The sequence below is a fragment of the Blautia sp. An81 genome (assembly GCF_002161285.1).
Classification (GTDB): Bacteria; Bacillota; Clostridia; order Lachnospirales; family Lachnospiraceae; genus Blautia; species Blautia ornithocaccae.
Map to the genome: position 1 here is coordinate 1 of NZ_NFHH01000009.1, position 20,899 is coordinate 20,899.

The 20,899-nt window shown below is 49.3% G+C and carries 24 protein-coding genes; all 24 read left to right on the forward strand.

What is annotated here, in order from left to right; translation table 11 throughout:
• Window positions 1–121 precede the first annotated feature (121 nt).
• The 24 genes from B5G33_RS09245 (at window position 122) to B5G33_RS09360 (ending at window position 20,859) form a co-directional block, all read left to right on the forward strand.
• Window positions 122–820: a group II intron maturase-specific domain-containing protein gene (locus tag B5G33_RS09245; RefSeq protein ID WP_275532801.1), complete on the forward strand. Its 699-nt coding sequence runs from the start codon at window positions 122–124 to the stop codon at window positions 818–820.
• An 85-nt stretch (window positions 821–905) separates the two neighbouring features.
• On the forward strand, window positions 906–1,040 hold the full coding sequence (locus B5G33_RS09250) for a DUF3789 domain-containing protein (RefSeq protein WP_087417446.1): 135 nt from the start codon (window positions 906–908) through the stop codon (window positions 1,038–1,040).
• The gene (locus tag B5G33_RS09255; protein WP_087417447.1) at window positions 1,037–2,062 is read left to right on the forward strand and encodes a DUF5688 family protein; all 1,026 of its coding nucleotides are present in this window, start codon (window positions 1,037–1,039) and stop codon (window positions 2,060–2,062) included. Before B5G33_RS09250 ends, B5G33_RS09255 begins: the two co-directional genes overlap by 4 nt.
• Before the next feature lie 50 nt (window positions 2,063–2,112).
• On the forward strand, window positions 2,113–4,221 hold the full coding sequence (locus B5G33_RS09260) for a type IA DNA topoisomerase (protein WP_087417448.1): 2,109 nt from the start codon (window positions 2,113–2,115) through the stop codon (window positions 4,219–4,221).
• Complete coding sequence (locus B5G33_RS09265; protein WP_087417449.1) at window positions 4,218–4,595, forward strand: cysteine-rich VLP protein; 378 nt, start codon at window positions 4,218–4,220, stop codon at window positions 4,593–4,595. Before B5G33_RS09260 ends, B5G33_RS09265 begins: the two co-directional genes overlap by 4 nt.
• Before the next feature lie 158 nt (window positions 4,596–4,753).
• Window positions 4,754–5,278 carry a hypothetical protein gene (locus B5G33_RS09270; protein ID WP_087417450.1) on the forward strand — a complete coding sequence of 175 codons (525 nt, stop codon included), beginning with the start codon at window positions 4,754–4,756 and terminating at the stop codon, window positions 5,276–5,278.
• An 11-nt stretch (window positions 5,279–5,289) separates the two neighbouring features.
• Window positions 5,290–5,922: a hypothetical protein gene (locus tag B5G33_RS09275; protein WP_087417451.1), complete on the forward strand. Its 633-nt coding sequence runs from the start codon at window positions 5,290–5,292 to the stop codon at window positions 5,920–5,922.
• 12 nt (window positions 5,923–5,934) lie between these two features.
• Window positions 5,935–6,861: a DUF4316 domain-containing protein gene (locus tag B5G33_RS09280; RefSeq protein ID WP_087417452.1), complete on the forward strand. Its 927-nt coding sequence runs from the start codon at window positions 5,935–5,937 to the stop codon at window positions 6,859–6,861.
• Between the two features lie 2 nt (window positions 6,862–6,863).
• Window positions 6,864–7,562 (forward strand): hypothetical protein, encoded by a 699-nt coding sequence (locus B5G33_RS09285; RefSeq protein WP_087417453.1) that lies wholly within the window; start codon window positions 6,864–6,866, stop codon window positions 7,560–7,562.
• Window positions 7,559–7,903, forward strand: coding sequence for a plasmid mobilization protein (locus B5G33_RS09290; RefSeq protein WP_087417454.1), 345 nt, complete (start codon window positions 7,559–7,561; stop codon window positions 7,901–7,903). Before B5G33_RS09285 ends, B5G33_RS09290 begins: the two co-directional genes overlap by 4 nt.
• Window positions 7,904–7,994: 91 nt before the next feature.
• A complete protein-coding gene (locus B5G33_RS09295) occupies window positions 7,995–8,285 on the forward strand; it encodes a CD1845 family protein (protein WP_087417455.1) in 291 nt (96 codons plus the stop codon).
• A gap of 91 nt (window positions 8,286–8,376) precedes the next feature.
• A complete protein-coding gene (locus B5G33_RS09300) occupies window positions 8,377–8,886 on the forward strand; it encodes a DUF3849 domain-containing protein (RefSeq protein WP_087417456.1) in 510 nt (169 codons plus the stop codon).
• 141 nt (window positions 8,887–9,027) lie between these two features.
• Window positions 9,028–9,792, forward strand: coding sequence for a type IV toxin-antitoxin system AbiEi family antitoxin domain-containing protein (locus tag B5G33_RS09305; RefSeq protein WP_087417457.1), 765 nt, complete (start codon window positions 9,028–9,030; stop codon window positions 9,790–9,792).
• Window positions 9,779–10,756: a nucleotidyl transferase AbiEii/AbiGii toxin family protein gene (locus tag B5G33_RS09310; RefSeq protein ID WP_087417458.1), complete on the forward strand. Its 978-nt coding sequence runs from the start codon at window positions 9,779–9,781 to the stop codon at window positions 10,754–10,756. Before B5G33_RS09305 ends, B5G33_RS09310 begins: the two co-directional genes overlap by 14 nt.
• Window positions 10,757–10,819: 63 nt before the next feature.
• Window positions 10,820–12,229: a relaxase/mobilization nuclease domain-containing protein gene (locus tag B5G33_RS09315; RefSeq protein WP_087417544.1), complete on the forward strand. Its 1,410-nt coding sequence runs from the start codon at window positions 10,820–10,822 to the stop codon at window positions 12,227–12,229.
• Between the two features lie 269 nt (window positions 12,230–12,498).
• Window positions 12,499–13,137 (forward strand): TetR/AcrR family transcriptional regulator, encoded by a 639-nt coding sequence (locus B5G33_RS09320; protein ID WP_087417459.1) that lies wholly within the window; start codon window positions 12,499–12,501, stop codon window positions 13,135–13,137.
• An 86-nt stretch (window positions 13,138–13,223) separates the two neighbouring features.
• Complete coding sequence (locus tag B5G33_RS09325) at window positions 13,224–14,465, forward strand: MFS transporter (RefSeq protein ID WP_087417460.1); 1,242 nt, start codon at window positions 13,224–13,226, stop codon at window positions 14,463–14,465.
• Window positions 14,459–16,693 carry an ABC transporter permease gene (locus tag B5G33_RS09330; RefSeq protein ID WP_087417461.1) on the forward strand — a complete coding sequence of 745 codons (2,235 nt, stop codon included), beginning with the start codon at window positions 14,459–14,461 and terminating at the stop codon, window positions 16,691–16,693. The genes B5G33_RS09325 and B5G33_RS09330 overlap by 7 nt, the downstream gene beginning before the upstream one ends.
• A gap of 5 nt (window positions 16,694–16,698) precedes the next feature.
• On the forward strand, window positions 16,699–17,445 hold the full coding sequence (locus B5G33_RS09335; RefSeq protein WP_087417462.1) for an ABC transporter ATP-binding protein: 747 nt from the start codon (window positions 16,699–16,701) through the stop codon (window positions 17,443–17,445).
• A 186-nt stretch (window positions 17,446–17,631) separates the two neighbouring features.
• The gene (locus tag B5G33_RS09340) at window positions 17,632–18,153 is read left to right on the forward strand and encodes a hypothetical protein (protein ID WP_087417463.1); all 522 of its coding nucleotides are present in this window, start codon (window positions 17,632–17,634) and stop codon (window positions 18,151–18,153) included.
• Window positions 18,154–18,167: 14 nt separating this feature from the next.
• Window positions 18,168–18,353, forward strand: a complete 186-nt coding sequence (locus tag B5G33_RS09345) for a cysteine-rich KTR domain-containing protein (RefSeq protein WP_087417464.1) — start codon at window positions 18,168–18,170, stop codon at window positions 18,351–18,353.
• A gap of 59 nt (window positions 18,354–18,412) precedes the next feature.
• A complete protein-coding gene (locus B5G33_RS09350; protein ID WP_242974622.1) occupies window positions 18,413–19,459 on the forward strand; it encodes a BtrH N-terminal domain-containing protein in 1,047 nt (348 codons plus the stop codon).
• A 287-nt stretch (window positions 19,460–19,746) separates the two neighbouring features.
• Window positions 19,747–20,298 (forward strand): serine/threonine-protein kinase, encoded by a 552-nt coding sequence (locus tag B5G33_RS09355; RefSeq protein ID WP_330396672.1) that lies wholly within the window; start codon window positions 19,747–19,749, stop codon window positions 20,296–20,298.
• 78 nt (window positions 20,299–20,376) lie between these two features.
• Window positions 20,377–20,859, forward strand: coding sequence for an ABC transporter permease (locus B5G33_RS09360; protein ID WP_204247362.1), 483 nt, complete (start codon window positions 20,377–20,379; stop codon window positions 20,857–20,859).
• The last annotated feature ends 40 nt before the right edge of the window (window positions 20,860–20,899 follow it).

Here is a 20,899-nt window from a genome sequence, read left to right on the forward strand (position 1 = left end):
TTAATGATTACAGAATAACAAAATGTGGTATTATGCCGAGATAAATTTCCAAAAATCACGTTTTTACGCGGAAAATCAGTGGCAACTCGACATAACGTTTATCTCGTCATAAGGTGGAAATCTGTCTCCGTTATTGTCAAACATTATGCTGAATGAACTGGATAAGGAACTGGAAGCGAGAGGACTCCGTTTCACAAGATATGCAGATGATTGCGTAATAGCGCTCAAAAGCGAATCGAGTGCAAAAAGAGTGATGCGGACGGTGTCAGACTGGATACAGAGGAAGCTGGGGTTAAAGGTCAATATGAACAAAACTCACATCACAAGACCGTTAAAGCTGAAATATCTTGGTTTTGGGTTCTACAAGGACAGCAAGACAAAAGAATGGAAGTGCAGACCTCATCAGGACTCTGTGAAGAAATTCAAAGACAGACTGAAAGAACTAACCAGTAGGAAAATGCCGGGTACGGTCACGAGCAAGATTGAGAAAATCAATCAGGTGACAAGAGGATGGATTAACTACTATGCCATTGGTTCCATGAAAACAGCGATGACAGAGATAGACGCACATTTAAGAACAAGACTTAGAGTTATCATCTGGAAACAGTGGAAAGTGCCGAAGAAACGACAATGGGGCTTGCAGAAACTGGGGGTCGGAAAAGACCTTGCAAGGCTGACAGCGTATTGTGGAGACCGCTATTACTGGGTGGTTACCAGAACATGTGTCGGCAGGGCAATCTCCAAAGAGGTACTAAGAAAAGTAGGACTTATAAGCTGTCTTGACTATTACAAGGAGCGCCATGCTTTGAAGTTATATTGAACCGCCGTATGCCGAACGGCATGTACGGTGGTGTGAGAGGGGGACTAAATTCCCCCTACTCGATTGCCCGAAAGGAGGCGTTTTTATGTGGAGCATGATAACACATTTTCTTGCATTTACAGCCGGTACAGTAGCCGGCGTTGTGCTGCTCTGTCTGATGCAGGCAGGAAAAATGGCGGATGAAGGTTACGAAAATTTGGAACGGAGGAATAATGGATGAATACTGAAATTGCGGAATATATCAAAAACCATATCCGGGAGTATTTACCGCCGGAGTATCAGGAGGCTCATATCACTCTGGAAGAAGTGACAAAAGGAAATGACCGGAGGCTTACCGGCCTTATGATCCGAAACGACGGAGAAATTACTGTCCCGACAATCTATTTGGAACCCTATGCCAAGCAGCTTGCGCAGGGGCGGCCAATGGATGAAATCATACGGGAAATCGTACAGATCAGGACGGAGCAAGATACCAGGATTCCCTTTGAAGTATCGGACTTAATGGATTACGGACAAGTAAAGCCCATGCTTGCTATCCGTCTATGCGACCCCGAACAAAACCGGGAGTATTTGAAAGATAAACCGTTTACCCCGTGCGGAGAGTTGGCGGCGGTCTACCGGATTCAGGTCATAGAGAGCAAAGAGGGTGTTGCCTCTGCTGTTGTTACAGATCGTATGATGGAATTGTGGGGTGTTACTAAAGAGCAGCTTCATCAGGACGCGGTTGCGGCAGAAACGGCAAGAAGCCCTGTCTGTTTTTACAGTATGGAAGATATGATGGACGAAATCATGTTCTCGTCAAAACCGGAAAATCTGTTTGAGCGCACAGAACCATTGGATGCAGCTACTATGCCAATGTATGTTTTGACAAATGCCAGTAAAGTAAACGGTTCCGGGATTCTCGCGCGGGACGGGGTTCTGGATAAAATCGGTGAGCTGCTTGGAAAGAATTTCTATGTTCTCCCCTCGTCTATACATGAGGTGCTGATCGTACCGGATAATGGCGATATGCAGGCAAAGGAACTGGAAAACATGGTTATGGAAGTTAATGCGACACAGGTCGCTCCGGCTGACCTTCTTTCCGATAAGGTGCAGTATTATGACCGGACGGCAAAAACTCTTGGCCGGAAACAGGAAAAGGGGCTCCTGGAACGGCTGGCAGAAAATAAGGTGCAGGTAAAAGAACAGGCAGAAAAAGCACCGAAGGCAAAAACAGCGGCAAAACAGGAACCGAGTTTATAAGGGCAGCTATCTGGCTGCCTTTTGTATTTCAAAGAAATGGAGGATGACAAGTGAAATTAGTGATTGCAGAAAAGCCCTCTGTCGCTATGGCGTTGGCGGCGGTATTGGGCGCAAATGAGAAGAAGGACGGCTATCTGGAAGGAGGCGGCTACCTGGTGAGTTGGTGCGTCGGCCACCTTCTGGAGCTGGCACAGCCTGAAGCCTACGGGGAACAGTATGCCAGATGGCGCTATGGTGATCTGCCGATTCTGCCGGACGAATGGAAATATGAGGTGCCGAAGGACAAGAAGAAACAGCTTGACCTCCTGTGTCGGCTGATGAAGGACAAACGGGTGGATTCCGTGGTGTGCGCCACTGACGCCGGACGCGAGGGTGAGCTGATCTTCCGTCTGGTCTATGAGTACGCCGGATGCAGAAAACCGATGGAACGCCTCTGGATTTCCAGTATGGAGGACGCGGCGATCCGGGACGGATTTGAACACCTGCGCCCCGGTAAGGATTATGACCGCCTCTATGATGCCGCGGTCTGCCGGGCCGGTGCGGACTGGCTGGTTGGGATCAACGCGACCAGGCTGTTTTCTGTCCTGTACGGTGTCACCCTGAATGTCGGGCGCGTCATGTCCCCAACGCTGGCGCTTTTGGTGCAGCGTGAGGCAGAGATTCAGGGATTTACCAGCAGGCCCTTCTATGTCCCGGAGATCACTTGCGGCGGTTTTACTGCTTCCGGTGATAAGCTAACGGAGAAACAGGCGGCAGAGGCGGTCCGCAGGGAATGTGACAGGCAGACGGCTTCTGTCCTTTCAGTGGAAAAACAGACAAAGAACGTACAGCCTCCCCGCCTCTATGATCTGACGACCTTGCAGCGGGAATGTAACCGTATCTACGGCTACACCGCCCAGCAGACCCTTGACTACCTGCAATCCCTCTATGAGAAAAAGCTGGCGACCTATCCCCGTACCGACAGCCAGTATTTGACCGAGGATATGCAGGCAACCGCTACCTCCCTGATCCTGTGGCTGCGGGACAACATGCCTTTCGGGAAAGGCTGCCTGGGCGAACCGGATATTGACCGGGTGACGGACGGCAGTAAAGTCACCGACCACCACGCCATTATTCCCACCGTGGAGATCGCCCGGACGGACCTGTCTGTCCTGCCTTCCGGGGAGCGGGATGTTCTGACGCTGATCGCCATGAGGCTCCTTTGCGCCACCGGCCAGACGCACCGCTTTGAGGCGGTCACGGCGGTACTGGATTGTGCGGGCCATCCCTTCACAGCGAAAGGAAAGACCGTCTTGCAGGCAGGTTGGAAGGAAATTGAACGGCTCTACCGCATGGGGCTGAAACACGCGGAACCGGAAAAGGCGGACCCCGCAGACGCGGCCTTGCCGGAGCTTACCCAGGGCCAGACCTTTGAACCGGTGGCAGCAGGCGTCCGGGAAGGCAAGACCTCCCCGCCAAAGCACTATACGGAGGATTCCCTGTTGGCAGCTATGGAAACGGCAGGCGCGGCAGACGCGCCGGAGGATGCAGAGCGCAAAGGCTTAGGCACCCCGGCTACCCGTGCCGCCACACTGGAAAAGCTGGTAGCAACCGGCTTTGTGCAGAGAAAGAAGAAACAGCTCATTCCCACGGAAAAGGGAACCAACCTGATTACGGTCCTGCCGGATAATATCAAATCCCCGCTGCTTACCGCGGAATGGGAATCCAGACTAAAACAGGTGGAGCGCGGCGAGATCAGCGCGGAGGCTTTCATGGAAGGAATCGCCGATATGAGCCGGGCGCTTGTCAAAGAACATACCGCACCGGAGGAACGGTTTGCCGGCCTGTTCCCCGATGCAAAAGGAACCCGGCGCGAGGCTGTCGGCACCTGTCCCCGCTGCGGCGGCACTGTGTATGAGGGCAAAAAGGGATTTTTCTGTGAAAATCAGGACTGCTCCTTTGCCCTCTGGAAAGACAATAAATTCTTTACCGGCAAGAAGAAAACCCTGACAAAAATCGTTGCGGCGGCCCTTCTGAAAGAGGGCCGCGTTTCCATGTCCGGGCTTTACAGTGAAAAAACAGGCCGGACCTATGACGCGGTTGTGGTGCTGGATGATACGGGCGGCAAGTATGTGAATTTCAAGCTGGAATTTCCGGCGAAGAAAGGCGGGCGCAAATGAGCGCCCTGCCGGAAAGAGAACTGACACGATCCGAGCGGGCGGCGATCCGAAGGCTGGTGACGAATTTGTGCGCCAATTATGACTGCCAGGATAAGCTCTGCCTCCCCCTGGACTGTCCCTGTTTCATGCTGAATAAATGGTGGACCGGCGCGTTCTGCCGTTATTTCCGGGCGGCGGTGCTGCCTACGGAGCCAAAGCTGGAATCTGCCCTGACCGGTGAAGATACTTCTCTCAGGCAGAAGATATGCCCGGTCTGCGGAAAGGCTTACCTTCCGGTCACAAGCCAGGTGTATTGCTCCGATTATTGCCGGACCTTTGCCAGACGGAAATCCGAGCGGGATCGGAAACGGCGCAGGCGGCAAAACAGGGGGTGATGTGTCCGCAACTTAGCTCAATCAGGCCAGTGTTTTCAAGGGTTTTAAGGCCCTGTTTACGGGGCACCTATATTAGAATACTCCCGGCCTCTGAAATGGGGCTAAGTTGCGGACAAAGGGCGCTTTTTGGCGCTCTATTTTTATGACAGTTTGGAGGGATGCCTATAGAAAAAATACCGATTGTGCCGGAGATCATGCGGATCGATACCGGGACGCAGGCCATTGACATGCAGCAGATCGACAACCGGCGCTTTCTGTTCAATCCAAAGACCGGTGTGCTGGTCCTGGGAAAACAGTTTGGAAAAACGAAGGGACTTCCAGGCAGCCATGCGGAAGAACTGGCGGCTGCTGGTATCATAAAGGATTTTGATAGCTTTGTACGGGGCTGGATCGGGACTGGCAGGAACTATCCCAAAGGGGTGATCCACTTTGCCCCATGTGTAGATTCCGGAAACATTTCTCTTTTTGACCGGGCTTTTGACACACTGAAAATGTTCAGGGAAAACGGCGCACTGGCCGGAACGATGGTACGGGGTTTCGGGAGCCGGTGGGAACAGCCCTTATCTGCGATCCTTACGGATTTACAGAAAGAGGAACAAAAGCCCTCCCTCCGGCAGCAGCTAAGAAAAACGCCGGAGGGCAAAGTCGTTCGGCACAGGAAAGAAAACCAACAACAACGATAGGAGGCGATTTTTTGAGTATCAACCATATTGAAACAGTGGACCTTCGCCGTATGGAGGGAAAAGACGGCCTGATCTTGCAGGGCTGCGGCGGCGAGCTGCAGGAATGGCTTGACGGGATCAATGAAATGTTCACCGAGGCCGGTATTCTGAAAAACGGCGCGAAGTTCCAGGATATTTCCGCTTTTGAGTATGACGGCCTTACCTGTCTGCTCTATCCCTTTGAGGGTGTGGACCTGGAGATTGGAAAACTTGCCGTGTGGCGTTTACAGACCCATGATACTTTCGGCGGCACATGGCTCTCTGATTTTGTTCCCAACCGCCTGGGCGGGTTTATCGGGGAACCGGCGCCGGAGCCGGAAAAGCCGGACTGTGCGCTGATCGGGCAGGATGGCAATATTTTTAATCTGGTGGGGATCGCTGCCCGCACTTTGCGGGAGCATGGGCTTACAGACCAGGCAAAGGAAATGAAGGACCGGGTATTTGCTTCCGGCAGCTATGGCGAGGCGCTTTGTATCATCGGCGAGTACGTCAATATCACAGATACGGAGCCGGAACGCAAGCCCTCCCTCCGGCAGCGGCTTAAAGAAACGAAAACAGCGGAACCGTCTGCCCGGCTAAAACCGGAAAAGCAGCAGGAACGATAACAGGAGGTGCCGATGGAAAAAGAAAAGACTTACGGTGTATGGGCGGTGCGCAGCGCCGCTTCAATTTTTGGACGGGCGGAAAGCTGGTGCAAGGAGGACGACAAGCCCCTTGAATTTGCTTCCCAGGAGGCAGCCGAGGCTTACGCGAAGGAATGTAACAGCCGCACGACTGCCAACGTCCACTATTTTGTAAAGGAAAAGGAACCGGGTGCTGTCCGAAGGGACGGAACACAGCCGGACAGAGCTGCCCGCGCCCATGAGGAACAGACGCCCCGAAACGCGGCGGTGGAAAAACTGAATGAGATTCCCGGCAGGCAGCTTTCTAAAGAGCCGGACCCTTTGGTGGAAATCCGTTCCGCGGTACACAGCAATTATGCCGGCATGGTCGCCATGCTTGCGGCAGACAACCGGGTCTATCTGGGCCGTGAGGAACGCTATCACTATCAGGACGGGCTTACCTCCTATTACGATAACGGCGACGGTTCCCTATGTTTTGTCACAGACCGGGCGGATATGTATTATTTCCTCTACGGTGAGGGCTGGGCCCATTCTCAGGCGGAAATGCTGGAGCGCGGGCTTACATCGGATCAGTATGCGGAGTTTGCCCGGCTGAAAAACGGCGTTCTCCGGCAGTTTGAAGCACAGCGGGAAATCCTGTTCGCCGGGCAGCCCTTCCAGCCGCCCGAAAGCTATCTACGGAACGCGGAGCTTTACGAGGAAGGACAGACCGGCAATTATAATATGCTGGACGGCAGGCTGAACAACGAGCCCCCGGTAAAACCGGACCTGACAGACGGCCAGACCCATGAGGAAATCCGGGAGCTTGCACCGGAAACCTTGCCGGAAGAAAAGCCCTCTGTCCTGGACCGCCTGAAATCCGAGCGCCCGGAGCATGAGGCGAGGCAGATCACACCGCCTGTCCCGGAAAGGGGACTTTGAGTATGGGGACAAAATTTGAAGGTGTTGACGTGCTGGACTTTCTGGGCCAAGTCGTAGAACTGCATACACAGCATTATAAAGAAGATTTTGACATGGATAAAGAACTGATCCAAAACCTTGCCAGAAATATGCAGCCGGAGAAGTGCAATCTCCTGTGGATGTCCCGGCCCTGCGGCACCTATTGTTTGAGCGAGCGGGAGGTGTATTTACAGGATAGCAACGAAAATAAAGTGTGGATGTTCTACCATGAGCAGGCGAATGACCCGATTTTAGCTTATGCCCTTACATTGGATGGTTTGCAGGATGGAAAAGTGACCGGCACCATCTACCCTCTGGATTACCCTTCCCATGTGGAGCGGGTGAAATCGTTGTCCTGTCCCATTGACCGGGTAACGGTGACATTCGAGGACGGCGTACAGTTTACTTTGCCGTACCAGTCACGGAGACGGCAGATCAATGAACTTATGCCGGAGCATGGCACCCCAAAATCCATACAGTACGCGCCGGAAAGCGAGCGGGAGCTGGCGGTGATCCTGCGCCGGGAACGACTGAAACGGGATTACCATGCAAAGCCGGGCAATGTTCAGGAATACATGGAAAAATTAAAAAAGGCGTCCATGCGCGGCAGGCTCAAAGAAGCGCGGACAGCCGCTGCAGCTTCCCCGAAGCCGCCTTCCCCGAACAAGGGGCCGGAACGATGAAGGGCGGGCGCAGCAAAAAATCTGTCCGGGTGGAATTCGTCATGTCCGAGCAAGAGGCAGAGCTGGTAAAAGAACACATGGCGGAGATGGGGATCACCAACCTTTCCGCTTATCTTCGCAAGATGGCGGTGGACGGTTATATCATTCACCTGGATATGAGCGACATTCAGGAAATGATACGCCTCCTTCGTATCTGCTCCAACAACCTGAACCAGTACACCCGGCGTGCCAATGAGACCGGCAGCGTTTATGCTGCGGATGTGGAAGATCTGCGTACCCGGCTGGATGACCTGTGGAATGGCATGGATAAGCTGCTCCGGGGATTTGCAAACATTTCATAAACGGAGAAAATAGCCGTTGCTTTTCGGGAACCGGCACGGTAGAATTTTGGCAGAGGGATATGATATTTTCCCGTGGAAGGAGGCTTGACCTATGCGTCTGATATTCAAACTGTTGGCGTTTCCCTTTGTCCTGGTTACGGGGCTTCTTTATCTGGTGTGCAAGTTCCTGGTGATTGCGTCCGGCGCGGTGCTGGGGATTTTATCAGGCATTGTATTTCTGGCGTCGCTGGTGCTGTTCTTTACTGCCGGAATGTGGGCCGGGCTTGCATGGCTGGTGATCGCGTTTCTGATAAGCCCCTACGGTCTGCCAATGGCGGCGGCCTGGCTGGTCGGGATGATCGGCGGCGCAAACCACGCACTCAGGGATTTTGTATTTGGATAAACTTATGGGCGGGGCATTTTCAGTGTCCCGCCCTCTTTTTCACTATTCGGGGCTGTCTCACAAGGCAGCTTTTTCTATTTGGAGGGATCACATGAAAGACACAACACAACTATATATCTATCCGGCTTCCTATGCGCGTGAGCATGGAGAGCTGGAACAATACCGCGCTTCCTATAAGGCAAATATCGCCTGTAAGGAGGCAATCGAACAGGCCATTGCCGATCACTACCGGGATAACCACCTCGGCACGGAGGCAGTACATCAGGTTTTGGAAGAGTTCGGCTATGACCGGATGTTTTATGTTCTTGCCAACACGGTCCGGCAAAAAGATTGGGATGGGCGTATTTCCCGTGATAATAAAGCCTGGGCGAAAACCATTCCGGTCTATGAGAACCCGGACGGCTTCGGCCAGGACCGGAATGTTTACTTTGTGGTGGACCGCAGCCACCCCGGACTTGTCGATCTCTTTCTTACACAGGCCCGGCTCGATTATACAAAGAAACATGGGAAAAAAGTCTCGATCCGCGAAAGTATGAAACAGAATACAGAGCAGACGGCAGCCTTACATACACCAACAAAACGGAAAGAGCCGGAACGGTAAAGAATTTTCAAATTCGCACAAAACAGATACTTTCCCTATTGTTTTGTGCGGTTCAAAAAACGATTATTTCTAAATCTGCTCAAAACCATTGTAATTTCTCTTGCTTTGCGTTATAATAAAAACAAAAAAGGAGGCTGTGCAATGGAACTATACAAAGAGCTTGCCGCTTTGCGCTGTTTTACACATGATGATATGGTGCAGCTCGCCGGATCAGAAAGCTCCGCTGTATGGCAGATAAAGAGTTATCTGCAAAAAGGATATATCGAGCGTGTGCGCCGCAATCTATATGCGGTCATCAGCATGGAAACCGGACAGGCGATCCCGAACCGCTACCAGATAGCTTCCCGCGTGACAGACGATGCCTGTGTGTCCCACCACAGCGCCTTTGAATACTACGGATATGCGAACCAGGTTTTTTATGATGTGTATTTCACCACCCAAAAGCGCGTCCGCCCGTTCTCTTATGACAGCGTAAATTACTGTCCGATGGTCTGCCGGGGAAATGCGGACATCATAAAAACAGACACCGGCATCCGCGTGACTTCTTTAGAGCGGACCGTGATAGACAGTATAGCGGATTTTGAAAAGATCGGAGGCCTGGAAGAATTGCTGCGCTGCATTCTCCTGATTCCTTCGCTTGATTACAACAAACTGCTTGACGCGCTGGAACTGTATGGCCGGGCGCAGCTATATCAAAAGGCCGGATATATTCTTGAAGCATGGAAAGAGGAACTGTCTTTACCGGAACCGTTTTTTGCGGAATGTGAAAAACGGTCTTCTGCCAGTAAAACCTATCTCTTTGAAAAGCAGGGCGATTTTGTTCTTCATAACAGATGGAAACTGTTTGCTCCAAAAGATTTGAAAACAATCATAAATAAGGGGGTAACTGATTATGATGCGCTTTGACCGTATTACGCTTGGCAGGCAGGCCAAAGAACTCGGCTTTGTCCGTGACACCTTTGAGAAGGTCTGCCGCCTCGCGGACGTTCTTTCTTTTATGGAAAGCGATGGGCTGCTTGCGGACAGCCTCGCCCTGAAAGGTGGCACGGCAATCAATTTGACGATTTTTGATCTGCCCCGCCTGTCGGTTGATATAGACCTCGATTTCTCAAAGGATGTATCAAGGGAACCCATGCTGGTGGAGCGGGCGCAGATCAATGAACACATACAAAAATACATGGCGGCTTCCGGCTATACGCTGAGTTTGAAATCAAAGCAATACCACGCGCTGGATTCCTTCGTGTACGAGTATGTGAATGCCGGAGGAATGAAAGACAACCTGAAAATAGAGATCAACTATATGCTCCGCTGTCATACGCTGCCTGTTTCCCGCAGACCGGTTTATTTGCCATGGAACGATCAGAAGCTTACAGTATTAAGCGTTGATCCTCTGGAAATCTTCTCCGCAAAGACGGTTGCCCTCTTAAACCGGGCGGCGCCGCGGGATTTATATGATATGTTCAATATGCAAAAGTATGGATTGTTTGACGAGACGCAGGAACCGCTTTTCAGAAAGTGTATTATGTTCTACGCGGCGATTGCTTCGGAAACCGTGCCGGAACACTTTGACCTCGATGGTATCGGCAGCATATCCGCACGGAAAATCAGGACGGACCTTACACCGGTGCTGCGCCGTGGAGAACGCTTTGACCTGGCCTCCGCGCAGAAACAGGTAAAGGATTATTTAGCCGCGATTCTAAAACCGGAAGATACGGAGCTGTCCTTCTGGCAGGCTTTTGCGGAGGGAAAATATCAGCCGGGTCTTTTGTTTGACGACGCTGATATTCTCCCGCGTATTGAACATCACCCGATGGCGCTATGGAAATGCGGCGGGCGGGCGCCAAAGCAAAAAGATACACCGGCGCTATAATGAATACATACTAAGGGCTGTCCTTCCGGGCAGCTCTTTCATTTTGACAAGGGGGTGATCCTGATAGCGACCACAAGACTAATGCCTCTGCATGTGGGAAAAGGACGGGATGTGTCTACGGCCATTGCGGACATCATTGACTATGTGGAGAATCCGCAGAAAACGGATTTTGGAAAATTCATTTATGGCTATGCGTGTGATACCCGGATTGCGGATGCGGAGTTCCTTCTTTCCAAGCGGCAGTATTTGAATCTGACCGGACGGGACCGGGGCGCAGATGATGTGATCGCCTACCACCTCCGGCAAGCCTTCAAGCCCGGCGAGGTCACGCCGGAAGAAGCGAACCAGATCGGGCGGGAGCTCGCACTGAAACTGACAAAGGGCAATCATGCTTTTGTGGTGTGTACCCATGTGGATAAGCACCATGTTCATGATCACATCATCATCAATTCCACTGCCCTTGACTGTACCCGGAAATTCCGCAACTTCTGGGGCTCTACCTGGGCGATCCGGCGCATGAATGACAAGCTGTGTCTGGAGCACGGTCTGTCTATCGTGGAAAATCCAAAACCCAGCAGGGACCACTATGGCACATGGCTGGGAAACGAAAAACAGCCCTCTTTTCAGGAGCAGCTACGCCGGGCAATCAACGCAGCTCTGGAAGAAAGGCCGAAAGACTTTGAGGAATTTCTGAAAAAGCTGGAGGCTGCCGGAATCGAAGTCAACCGGGAACGCAGGAACCTCCGGCTCCGGGTGCCGGGGCAGAAAAACTATACCCGGTGCAATACGCTGAAAGGCGACTATACCGAGCAGGCCATACGGGAACGGATCGAAGGCACCCGCACGGTAAAGCCCCGCCGTACTTTCTCACCAAAGGCAGCTCCGAAGGTTGGGCTTTTGGTGGATATTGAGGCAGCGGTCCGGGCCGGAAAGGGGCCGGGCTATGAACGCTGGGCGAAGGTGTTTAACTTAAAACAGCTCTCCCAGGCAGTGATCTACCTGAAAGAGCACGGGGATATGAGTTATGAAGATTTGCAGGAAAAAGCTGCGGCGGCTACCGTCAGCTTTAATGCACTGTCAGCACAGATCAAGGAACTGGAATCGCAGATGACCGCTAACGGAGAATTGCAGAAACAGATCGTCAACTATGCAAAAACGCGGGCGGTTTATATAGATTACCGCAAGGCCGGTTATAGTAAAAAGTTCCGGGCAGAGCATGAGGCGGATATTCTATTACACCAGGCGGCGAAGAAATATTTTGACAGCATAGGAATCACGAAACTGCCCTCCGTCAAATCGCTCCGGGAGGAATACGCCGGTCTGCTGGAACAGAAACGGAAAGCCTATGCCGCCTATAAGCAGGCCCGGTCTGATATGAAGGAGCTTCACAATATCAAGGCCAATGTAGACTATCTGCTGGACATTCCTGCTTCCCAGGAGCAGCAGAAAGACAAGCAAAAATCCCGACAATAGTTTTATGTTGCTTTGGGTTTTCAGCGTTCCGAAGGAACGCGCAGCCGTCACCGCAGGTGGCGATCTCAGGGGTTTGGGGACATGTCACCAACAAGCATTTTAGAGGGTTTCACGGCAACGGGAAATCCTCTAAAATACGCAATCTTACGGAAGATTGCATTGCTTGCCAGTAGTTATCAGGAATATTCTGCTTGCTTTTTTACTTGAATTATGGTAGAATACTTACCGACAGAATGTCGGTAAGTATTTGGCGGGAATGGTGGGATAAAATGCGAATTGTAAAAGAAGCAGAAGAACGCAAAAATGAAATTCTGGATGTAGCGGAACGGTTATTTGGAACAAAGGGCTTCGATAACACCAGTACAAATGACATATTGAATGAGATTGGCATTGCCAGAGGAACACTATACTATCATTTCAAGTCAAAAGAAGATATTCTGGATGCCATGATTGAGAGGATGTCGAGACAGCTCATAAAAAAGGCGACGGACATTTTCAATCAAAAAGGCATACCTGTATTGCAGCGGCTGACTATGATGATGATGGCCTTAAATGTAGATGGAAATCTCGGTCAGGAAGTTATGGAGCAGGTTCATAAACCGCAAAATGCGTTGCTCCACCAGAAAATGCAGGACGGGTTGCTGGTCGGGATCAACCCTCTCATCACCAGCCTGATTGAAGAAGGAATTGCACAGGGAATCTGCCATACAGACTATCCGGCAGAGGTGGCAGAAATGACGCTGTTGTATTCCAACACGGTATTCGATGCCTTGGTGCAGCATAGCGAGACCGAGCGTCAACAAAAGGTTGCGGCCTTTATTTATAATCTGGAACGGTTGTTGGGGATGGAACGGGGAAGTATGCAGGCTGCTATTCTCCCTATATTTCAAAACGGCCAAAAAGAATAACGAAAATAGAGGAACAGGATGGTTCCTTTATTTTCAGCCCTTACACTGACAGGCAGACGGTCTATAATCTATGGAGGATTGAGAGGATGAAATATAAGAAAAGCAATTTTTCAAAATTTTTGCTGTTATGGGCAGGCGAGTTCATTTCGGCCATTGGCGGAGGACTGACCAGCTTCGGGCTGGGCGTATATGTGTTTCAGCAGACGGGAAGCGCCGGGAGTATGGCGCTGGTTACGCTGCTGGCTTTCCTGCCCACTCTGCTGCTCAGTGTCCCGGCTGGCGTATTGGCAGACCGTCACGACAGGCGTTTACTCATGATGGTAGGTGACGGTTGCTCGGCGTTTGGCATCCTTTACATACTGCTGTGCATGATGAATGGCGAAGCGGCTCTCTGGCAGATATGTGTCGGTGTTTTCATCAGCTCTACATTCTCCGCCCTGCTGGAACCGTCCTATCGGGCAACTGTGACGGACCTCCTGACCAGTGAGGAATATTCCAAAGCCAGCGGCATGGTGAGCATTGCCGGGAGCGCAAGGTATTTGATCTCCCCTATCCTGGCCGGCGGGCTGCTGGCGGTCAGCGACATTAAGCTGCTGCTGGTGATTGACATTTGCACTTTTTTCCCTACCGTGATCGGTGCGGCAGTGATTCGGAAAGAGATCGCCAGAAAAACCGTCGAGAATAAGCCTTCCTTTGGAGAAAGTCTGCGTCAGGGCTGGAGTGCGATAGCGGGTAATCGGGGCATTTCCGTTTTGATTGCGGTTTCCGCGGTTATGACCTGTTTTATGGGAACATTCCAAACCCTAGCCCAGCCTATGATTCTGGATTTTGCGGACAGCGCCACACTTGGCGTTGGGGAAACTGTCTGTGCCTGTGGGATGCTGGTATCCAGCCTGTTTTTAGGTGCGAAAGGTATTAAGCGGGAATATGTTAAAATCTTGAGTGTGTCCTTGCTTCTGGCCGGGATCGGCATGATTGGGTTTGGAATCCGGGAAAATATTTACCTGATGTGCCTGTTTGGTTTTCTGTTCTTTGCCACTTTGCCGTTTGCCAACAACTGCCTGGATTATCTGGTCAGGATCAACATCCCGGACGAACTGCAAGGACGGGCCTGGGGTGTGATCGGTTTCCTATCGCAGATCGGGTATGTGGTGGCCTATGCGTTGGCAGGCACAGCGGCGGACGGGGCGGCGGCGCAGTTTCACATCAGCGTGGGACGGGGCGCTGCCAGCATCGTCATGGTGGCGGGCGGGTTGCTCGGCCTGACGGCTCTGCTGCTGGGTTCCATGAAAAGCGTCAAAGCATTGGAAAGGAATTTGCCATGTTAAAGAAACTAATTTGGAATGATGTCAAACAAAATAAGCTGATGTCTGCTGCTACGGTTTTCTTTATGGCGATTTCTGCTGCGCTGCTGGCGTTGACGGTGCTTCTTTGCAGTAATCTGTTGGGAGCCATCAGCACTTTGATGGACAGTGCCATTGTCCCCGACTTCATACAGATGCACACCGGAGCCGTAGATGATGCGGCGCTTACTCGTTTTTCTGAAAGTCGTGAAGAAGTACAGGATTGGCAAATATGCCACTTCTTGAATCTGGATAACAGCAATGTCGCACTGGACGGTCAAAGCCTGATCGACAGCGCCCAGGATAATGGGCTTTGTGTGCAGGGAAAACGGTTCGACTTTCTGCTGGGCATGGATGGCACATGTCCGGAGGTTTTGCCGGGAGAGGTCTATGTCCCCATCTGCTACCGTGACCGATATGGCTTGGCGGCAGGAAGTACCATGACGATTGAAGGCCAGACGCTTACGGTTGCGGGATTTATCCGGGACGCGCAGATGAACTCCATGATGGCTTCGTCAAAACGCTTTCTTGTCAGTGCGGCAGATTATGCGCTGCTGCGCGACCAGGGTGAGGAAGAATATCTGATTGAATTTCTGCTGCGGGATGGGGTTGATATGAATGTCTTTCAGACAGCCTATACCGCCAGCGGTCTTCCCGCTAATGGTCCGACCATCACCCGGCCTCTGGTTCGCATGATGAACGCGCTATCCGATGGAACAATGATTTTTGTGATCTTTCTTATGAGTATCATTATGCTGCTGATTTCCATGCTTTGTATCCATTTCATCCTGTCCTTGCAGATGGAGCGGGACAGAAAAGAAGTTGGTATGCTGAAAGCTCTTGGAATCGGGCGGAAGGAAATCAGACGGCTTTATTTTGCGAAATATCTTTTGTTCTCCCTCTGTGGCGCGTTCATTGGGCTGGGAATGGCGGCTATCCTTCAAAAGCCGCTTGCCAGGCAGCTTCAGGAGCTATACGGAACGGCAGATCAAGGAGGCCTAAAAATATTTGCCACCCTCTTGGCGGCGCTATTGGCCGAGGGTATCATTCTTCTCTCTATCCGCCATTCCTTAAAAAAGACAGACAAAATATCCGCGCTGGATGCAATGTTCCAGGCGCAGAAAGCCGGTAAAGGATATGGGAAGGTTCTTTTGATTGGATTTGTTACAGCAGCCTGTACCTTTTTGATGCTCGTTCCGCAAAACCTTTATAACACGGTTTCCTCCCCAAAGTTTGTAACCTATATGGGAATTGGCAGTGCGGAAATCCGTATTGACATTCGACAGATCAAAGACATTGACAGTATGACCGCTCAAATTGCTGCTGCGCTGGGGAAAGACCCACAGGTGAGAAAATACACAGTCCTCCAGACCTGTTCCTATCCGGCGGCTCTGCCGGATGGCGGGACGGTCAATCTGACGGTTGAAGCGGGCGACCATAGTATTTTTCCTGTCAGCTTTTCAGCCGGAACACTACCAATGAATGAAAACGAGATCGCGCTGTCCTCTTTGAACGCGGAAGAATTGAAGCTGTCTGTCGGTGATACGCTGGACTTAAATGTAAATGGGAAAAAGTCAAGCTACGCCGTCTGCGGTATTTATTCCGATATTACGAATGGCGGCAAAACGGCGAAAATCCACAATCGGCCTGATACTGCTCCCGTGATTTGGAGCGTCCTGTACGCCTCTCTGGAAGAATCGACGGATAGGCAGCAGTGGATGGCAAGGTATCGTGGGATGGGTGTAGATGTGACGGACATTGAGGGCTATGTTCGGGACACTTATGCGCAGACATTGGCGCAGCTTCGGCTGGCATCGCGGGTAGCAGTGGGGATCGCCGTGCTGGTTACAGCCGTGGTGCTGACGCTGTTTCTGAAACTCATTGTGGAGCGGGAGCGTTACGCGATCTCTTTGCGTAAAGCCCTGGGATTTACAAGCGAAACAATAAAACGCACCTATTTTGTAAAAGGGCTTCTGCCTGCCGTATCAGGCATCGTGGTGGGGCTTACCCTAGGCAACCTGTGTGGGGAAAGTCTGTGCGGGATGGTTTTGAAGTCTTTTGGGGCGGACAGTTTTCGGTTTGTCATAAACTGGGGGCAAGTGATGGCTGGCATACCGATTGTCATTTTAGGGGTAGCGATTTTGGCGGTTTGGGCCGGCATCTCGCAAATCGGGCAAATCAAAGCCTATGAGTGCTGCAGGGGAAAGGAGTAACGCAAATGGACAAACTGCTTCGAGTAGAAAATTTGAATAAAGACAAGATATTGCATCAGGTTTCCTTTGAGATGAAACAGGGTGAAATGCTGGCGGTCATGGGGCCGTCCGGCTCCGGGAAGTCTACGCTGCTCTACAATGTATCGGGCATGGATCAGCCGACCGGCGGAAAAGTCTGGCTGGGTGACACGGAGATCACCGGGCTTTCCGAGGACGCAAAAGCTGATTTGCGTCTGCATCAGATGGGTTTTATTTTTCAGCAGATGAACATGATCGCCAATCTGAACATACTGGACAACATTTTACTGCCGGTGATGCAGGCCAATAAAGGCAAAGGCGGAAAGTCAAAGTCCGAGCTTATGGCAGAAGCGAAAAGGCGGATGCGGCAGCTTTCCATTTCCGAATTGGGGAGCCGTCAGATCACGCAGGTTTCCGGCGGACAGCTCCAACGGGCGTGTATCTGCCGGAGCATCATGAACGAGCCGGAAATCCTATTTGCCGATGAACCAACCGGCGCGCTGAATAAAAGCGCGGCAGAGGAAGTGGTGGCGGAACTGCTGAAGCTGAACCGGGAGGGAATGTCTATCCTGATCGTGACCCATGACAGCAAGGTAGCCAGTACCTGTGACCGGATCATGTATCTGCTGGATGGCCGTATTCGCGGGGAGCTGAAGCTCGGCAAGCCGGGAAACAGTATGGAAAAGCAGCGGGAGGAAAGGGTAAACAGATGGCTGATGGATATGGGGTGGTGAATTTAGATAAACGAAACATTGCTTAGCAAAGGAAGGGTATCTTAAAAATGAAAACAAATTATCTGAAGAAATACATGTAACAAGGAGGGTAACAGATTATGGTTTATATCGGTATTGGTTTGCTTGTAGTAGCAGTAGCTTTATGCGGAATCGCTGTATGGATAAATAGGAAAGGAAAATAAAAGAATGAGCAATTTAGAGAAAATCCAAAAAGGAATGAGGGTGTTGCAGATACTCTCAAAAATTATTTTGATATTTGCTGTCGTGGGAGTGGTATTGACATCAATCGGGGCAACTCTTGTGGCGACAGATGTGTTAAACATGGAAAATCAGTTCCTTCATTTCCTGTCAGTCACGGCTGAAATAAGCAAGGGACAGCTCGTAGGGACTTTGACCGCTGCGGCTATCTCTTTGCTGTTTGGAGGTATTATCACAGCATTTGCCTATCGCTATTTTACGGCGGAGCTGAAGGAAGGAACGCCCTTTACAAATGCAGGAGCAGAAAGGATAAAGCAGCTTGGAATTATGGAGATTGTTTTATCTGTCATATCTATGGGGATTATGGATGGTATCTATGAGAAAATTGGTTTGACAGAATGGAACAGATTTGATGATGCAGGCGGTATTACTATTGGTATCTGTTTGATTTTACTTGCTATAGTTATTCGTTACGGTGCGGAACTGGAACAAAAGTCGAGGACGAAATAAGGCGGGAGGTTTCTATGGAGAAAACAGAATGGATACGCTGCCCTGTCTGCGGGAACAAAACAAGGTTGCAGATACGGGAAGATACGGAACTGAAAAACTTTCCCCTCTACTGCCCGAAGTGCAAGCAGGAAAGTTTGATTGAAGCAAAGGATTTACAGGTAACAGTCGTTAAAAGACCTGAAACGAAAATGTCAAATTAATTGGCAAAGCGACAAATCAGAATTTATCGTGATAAATAGAAAACTGGAGGTAAAACATTGTGAAAAAAATCATAGAACTTACTCATCGTATGGATGACTATGTGTGTATGTGGAATGGAGTCGAGGATTTATATATATGCGATACAGGGGAAAAATTACCGCCTAAATTTTTCTTTGTATTGAGCAGCTTTGGTTCGTTTTGCTATATGAAAACGCCAAAAGCGGAACTCAAACGCATGGTTGCGCTGGGTGATGGGAGAACACGGAAAATGTATGAGTTTCTCGCCCCTATTGTTGGATTTGATTATAAAGTATGTGAATACAAATCCTTTGAAAAGGCTCTTGCAAAAATCAAATCAGAGATTGATGCAGGCTATCCGTGTATGATAGGTGCGCTTGATATGTTTTATCTGCCGCATTTTGAAAAGCTATATCATAAAGAACATATCCCATTTCATTATGAATTGGCAATAGGTTATGACGATGAAGCTCAGATTTTGTATTTTCTTGATTGTGGCAGGACTGATATACAGACAATACCTTACGAGGAACTGCGGCTTGCATTTGATTGTTCCTATCCCGGATTATCCAAACCAAACACTGTATGGGCTGTTCGTATGCAGACAAATAAGGGCAAATATGAGATAGCAAAAGAAGCATTTGCACAGAAAAAAGAATTATACCTAAATCCGCCTGTTGGATTTATCGGTTATCGTGGCTTTGAAAAATTTATCAAGGATTTGCCTAATTGGAAAAATGAACTGTCAAAAGAGGACTACGACAAAATACTGTATAACATGGTGCAGTTTTTCGGAACCGTCCCCACAATACCAAATAAACTGCGTGGAATTGATGAGGCTGACACTATGGAGTTTGGCGGTGGTTTTGACAAAGCGGCGGTGGTTTTGTCCACGCTTGGAAAAGAGTATAACGACACAAGTATGACCAGAGCAGCGGAAATATTTTCTCCTGCGGCATTAGTGATTACCAAAATCAAAGAAGTGATTGTTGACTATCTCTCAAATGAATGTGATAAGACAAACCAACTGTCAGATTTATTTGCACAGGTTGCACATTCTATGAAATGCGGTTTTGAAGCACTATGATAACTTCCCGTTTGTTGGGAAGAACAGCTTTTGATCGTAACAGGAGTACACAATATGATTGTAATAATCGAAACAAATCAAAGTTTGAAAGGAGAAAAAATATGGTTGTAGATTTTATGGAAGCGGCATTACCGTGGATTTTATTGGGACTGTTTGTAGCAATCAGTTGTTCATTTATAAGTAAAACAAAGAAATAAATTCCCATTAATTGGGAAGAACAACATATCATCATAGAGCCAGACGCACAGATGATGAAACCATTATAATTGGAGTTTGGAGGTGTAGAGATGATTGACACAAGTATGCCTGATACATTATCCGTAAATGAGAAAGAATATGAGATTATCGAACTTTTGGGTAAAGGTAAAGGTGGATATTCCTATTTGGCAAGCGATGGAAAACAGCGGTATGTCTTAAAGCAGATACATCACGAACCATGCAGTTATTATCAATTCGGTAATAAAATTCAGGCTGAAATAAATGATTATAACAGATTGAAAAAAATCGGTATTAGAATACCCGAAATGATAGATGTTGATGTGGAGAATGAAAGGATTTTGAAAAAATATATCGAGGGCAGCACCATATATGAGCTTGTAAAATCTGATTGTATGAAAAATGAATACATAGAACAGGTACGGGACATGTGTCGCCTGCTCTATCCTGCGAACACAAATATTGATTATTTTCCTACGAATTTTGTGGTACAGAATGGGGTGGTATATTATATAGATTTTGAATGTAACGACTATATGGAAGAATGGGATTTTGAAAATTGGGGGATTTTGTACTGGTCAAAAACAGAAGAATTTTTGAAATATTTGGCTGAACATTCGTAGTGATAAAATTCCCGTTTGTCGGGAAGCGCTAATAGAGCTGATGAAGCCGCAGCATAGAAAACAGAAGGAATATAGAACATGATTATAATAATCGAAACAATAATTTTATGTATCATCTTTTCCCTGCTCTGCTATTTTGGAACAGGTACAGACGAAAAGAATTTGAAAAGCTATTCGTCTTATCCAGACGAAGTACGGAGCCGCATAAAGGATATTGCAGAGTATCAAGGACAATTTAAGGAGAGCAATAAAATAATAGCGTTTGTGTCAAATTTTCTGCTGTTCTTATGTCTGCTGTTTGCATTGGGATTGCTTATTCGAGAAAAGAACTATTGGCACAATTTTCTTGCGCTAACCGTAATCGGACAGGGATTGAATTTTTTTGACTTGCTTATCATTGACCTTTTATGGTGGAGAAACACAAAGCGAATCCGTTTTACGAAAATTCAAGAAAAGAAGTTGTATCAAAATCCCACAAAACATATTGAAGCATTTAGCAGAGCATTGATCATGTATTTGTTGATTGCTCTGATTGACGGATATTTATTGACGCTGTTTTAGAATATTACATATCATCATAGAGCCAGACGCAGAGCCGATA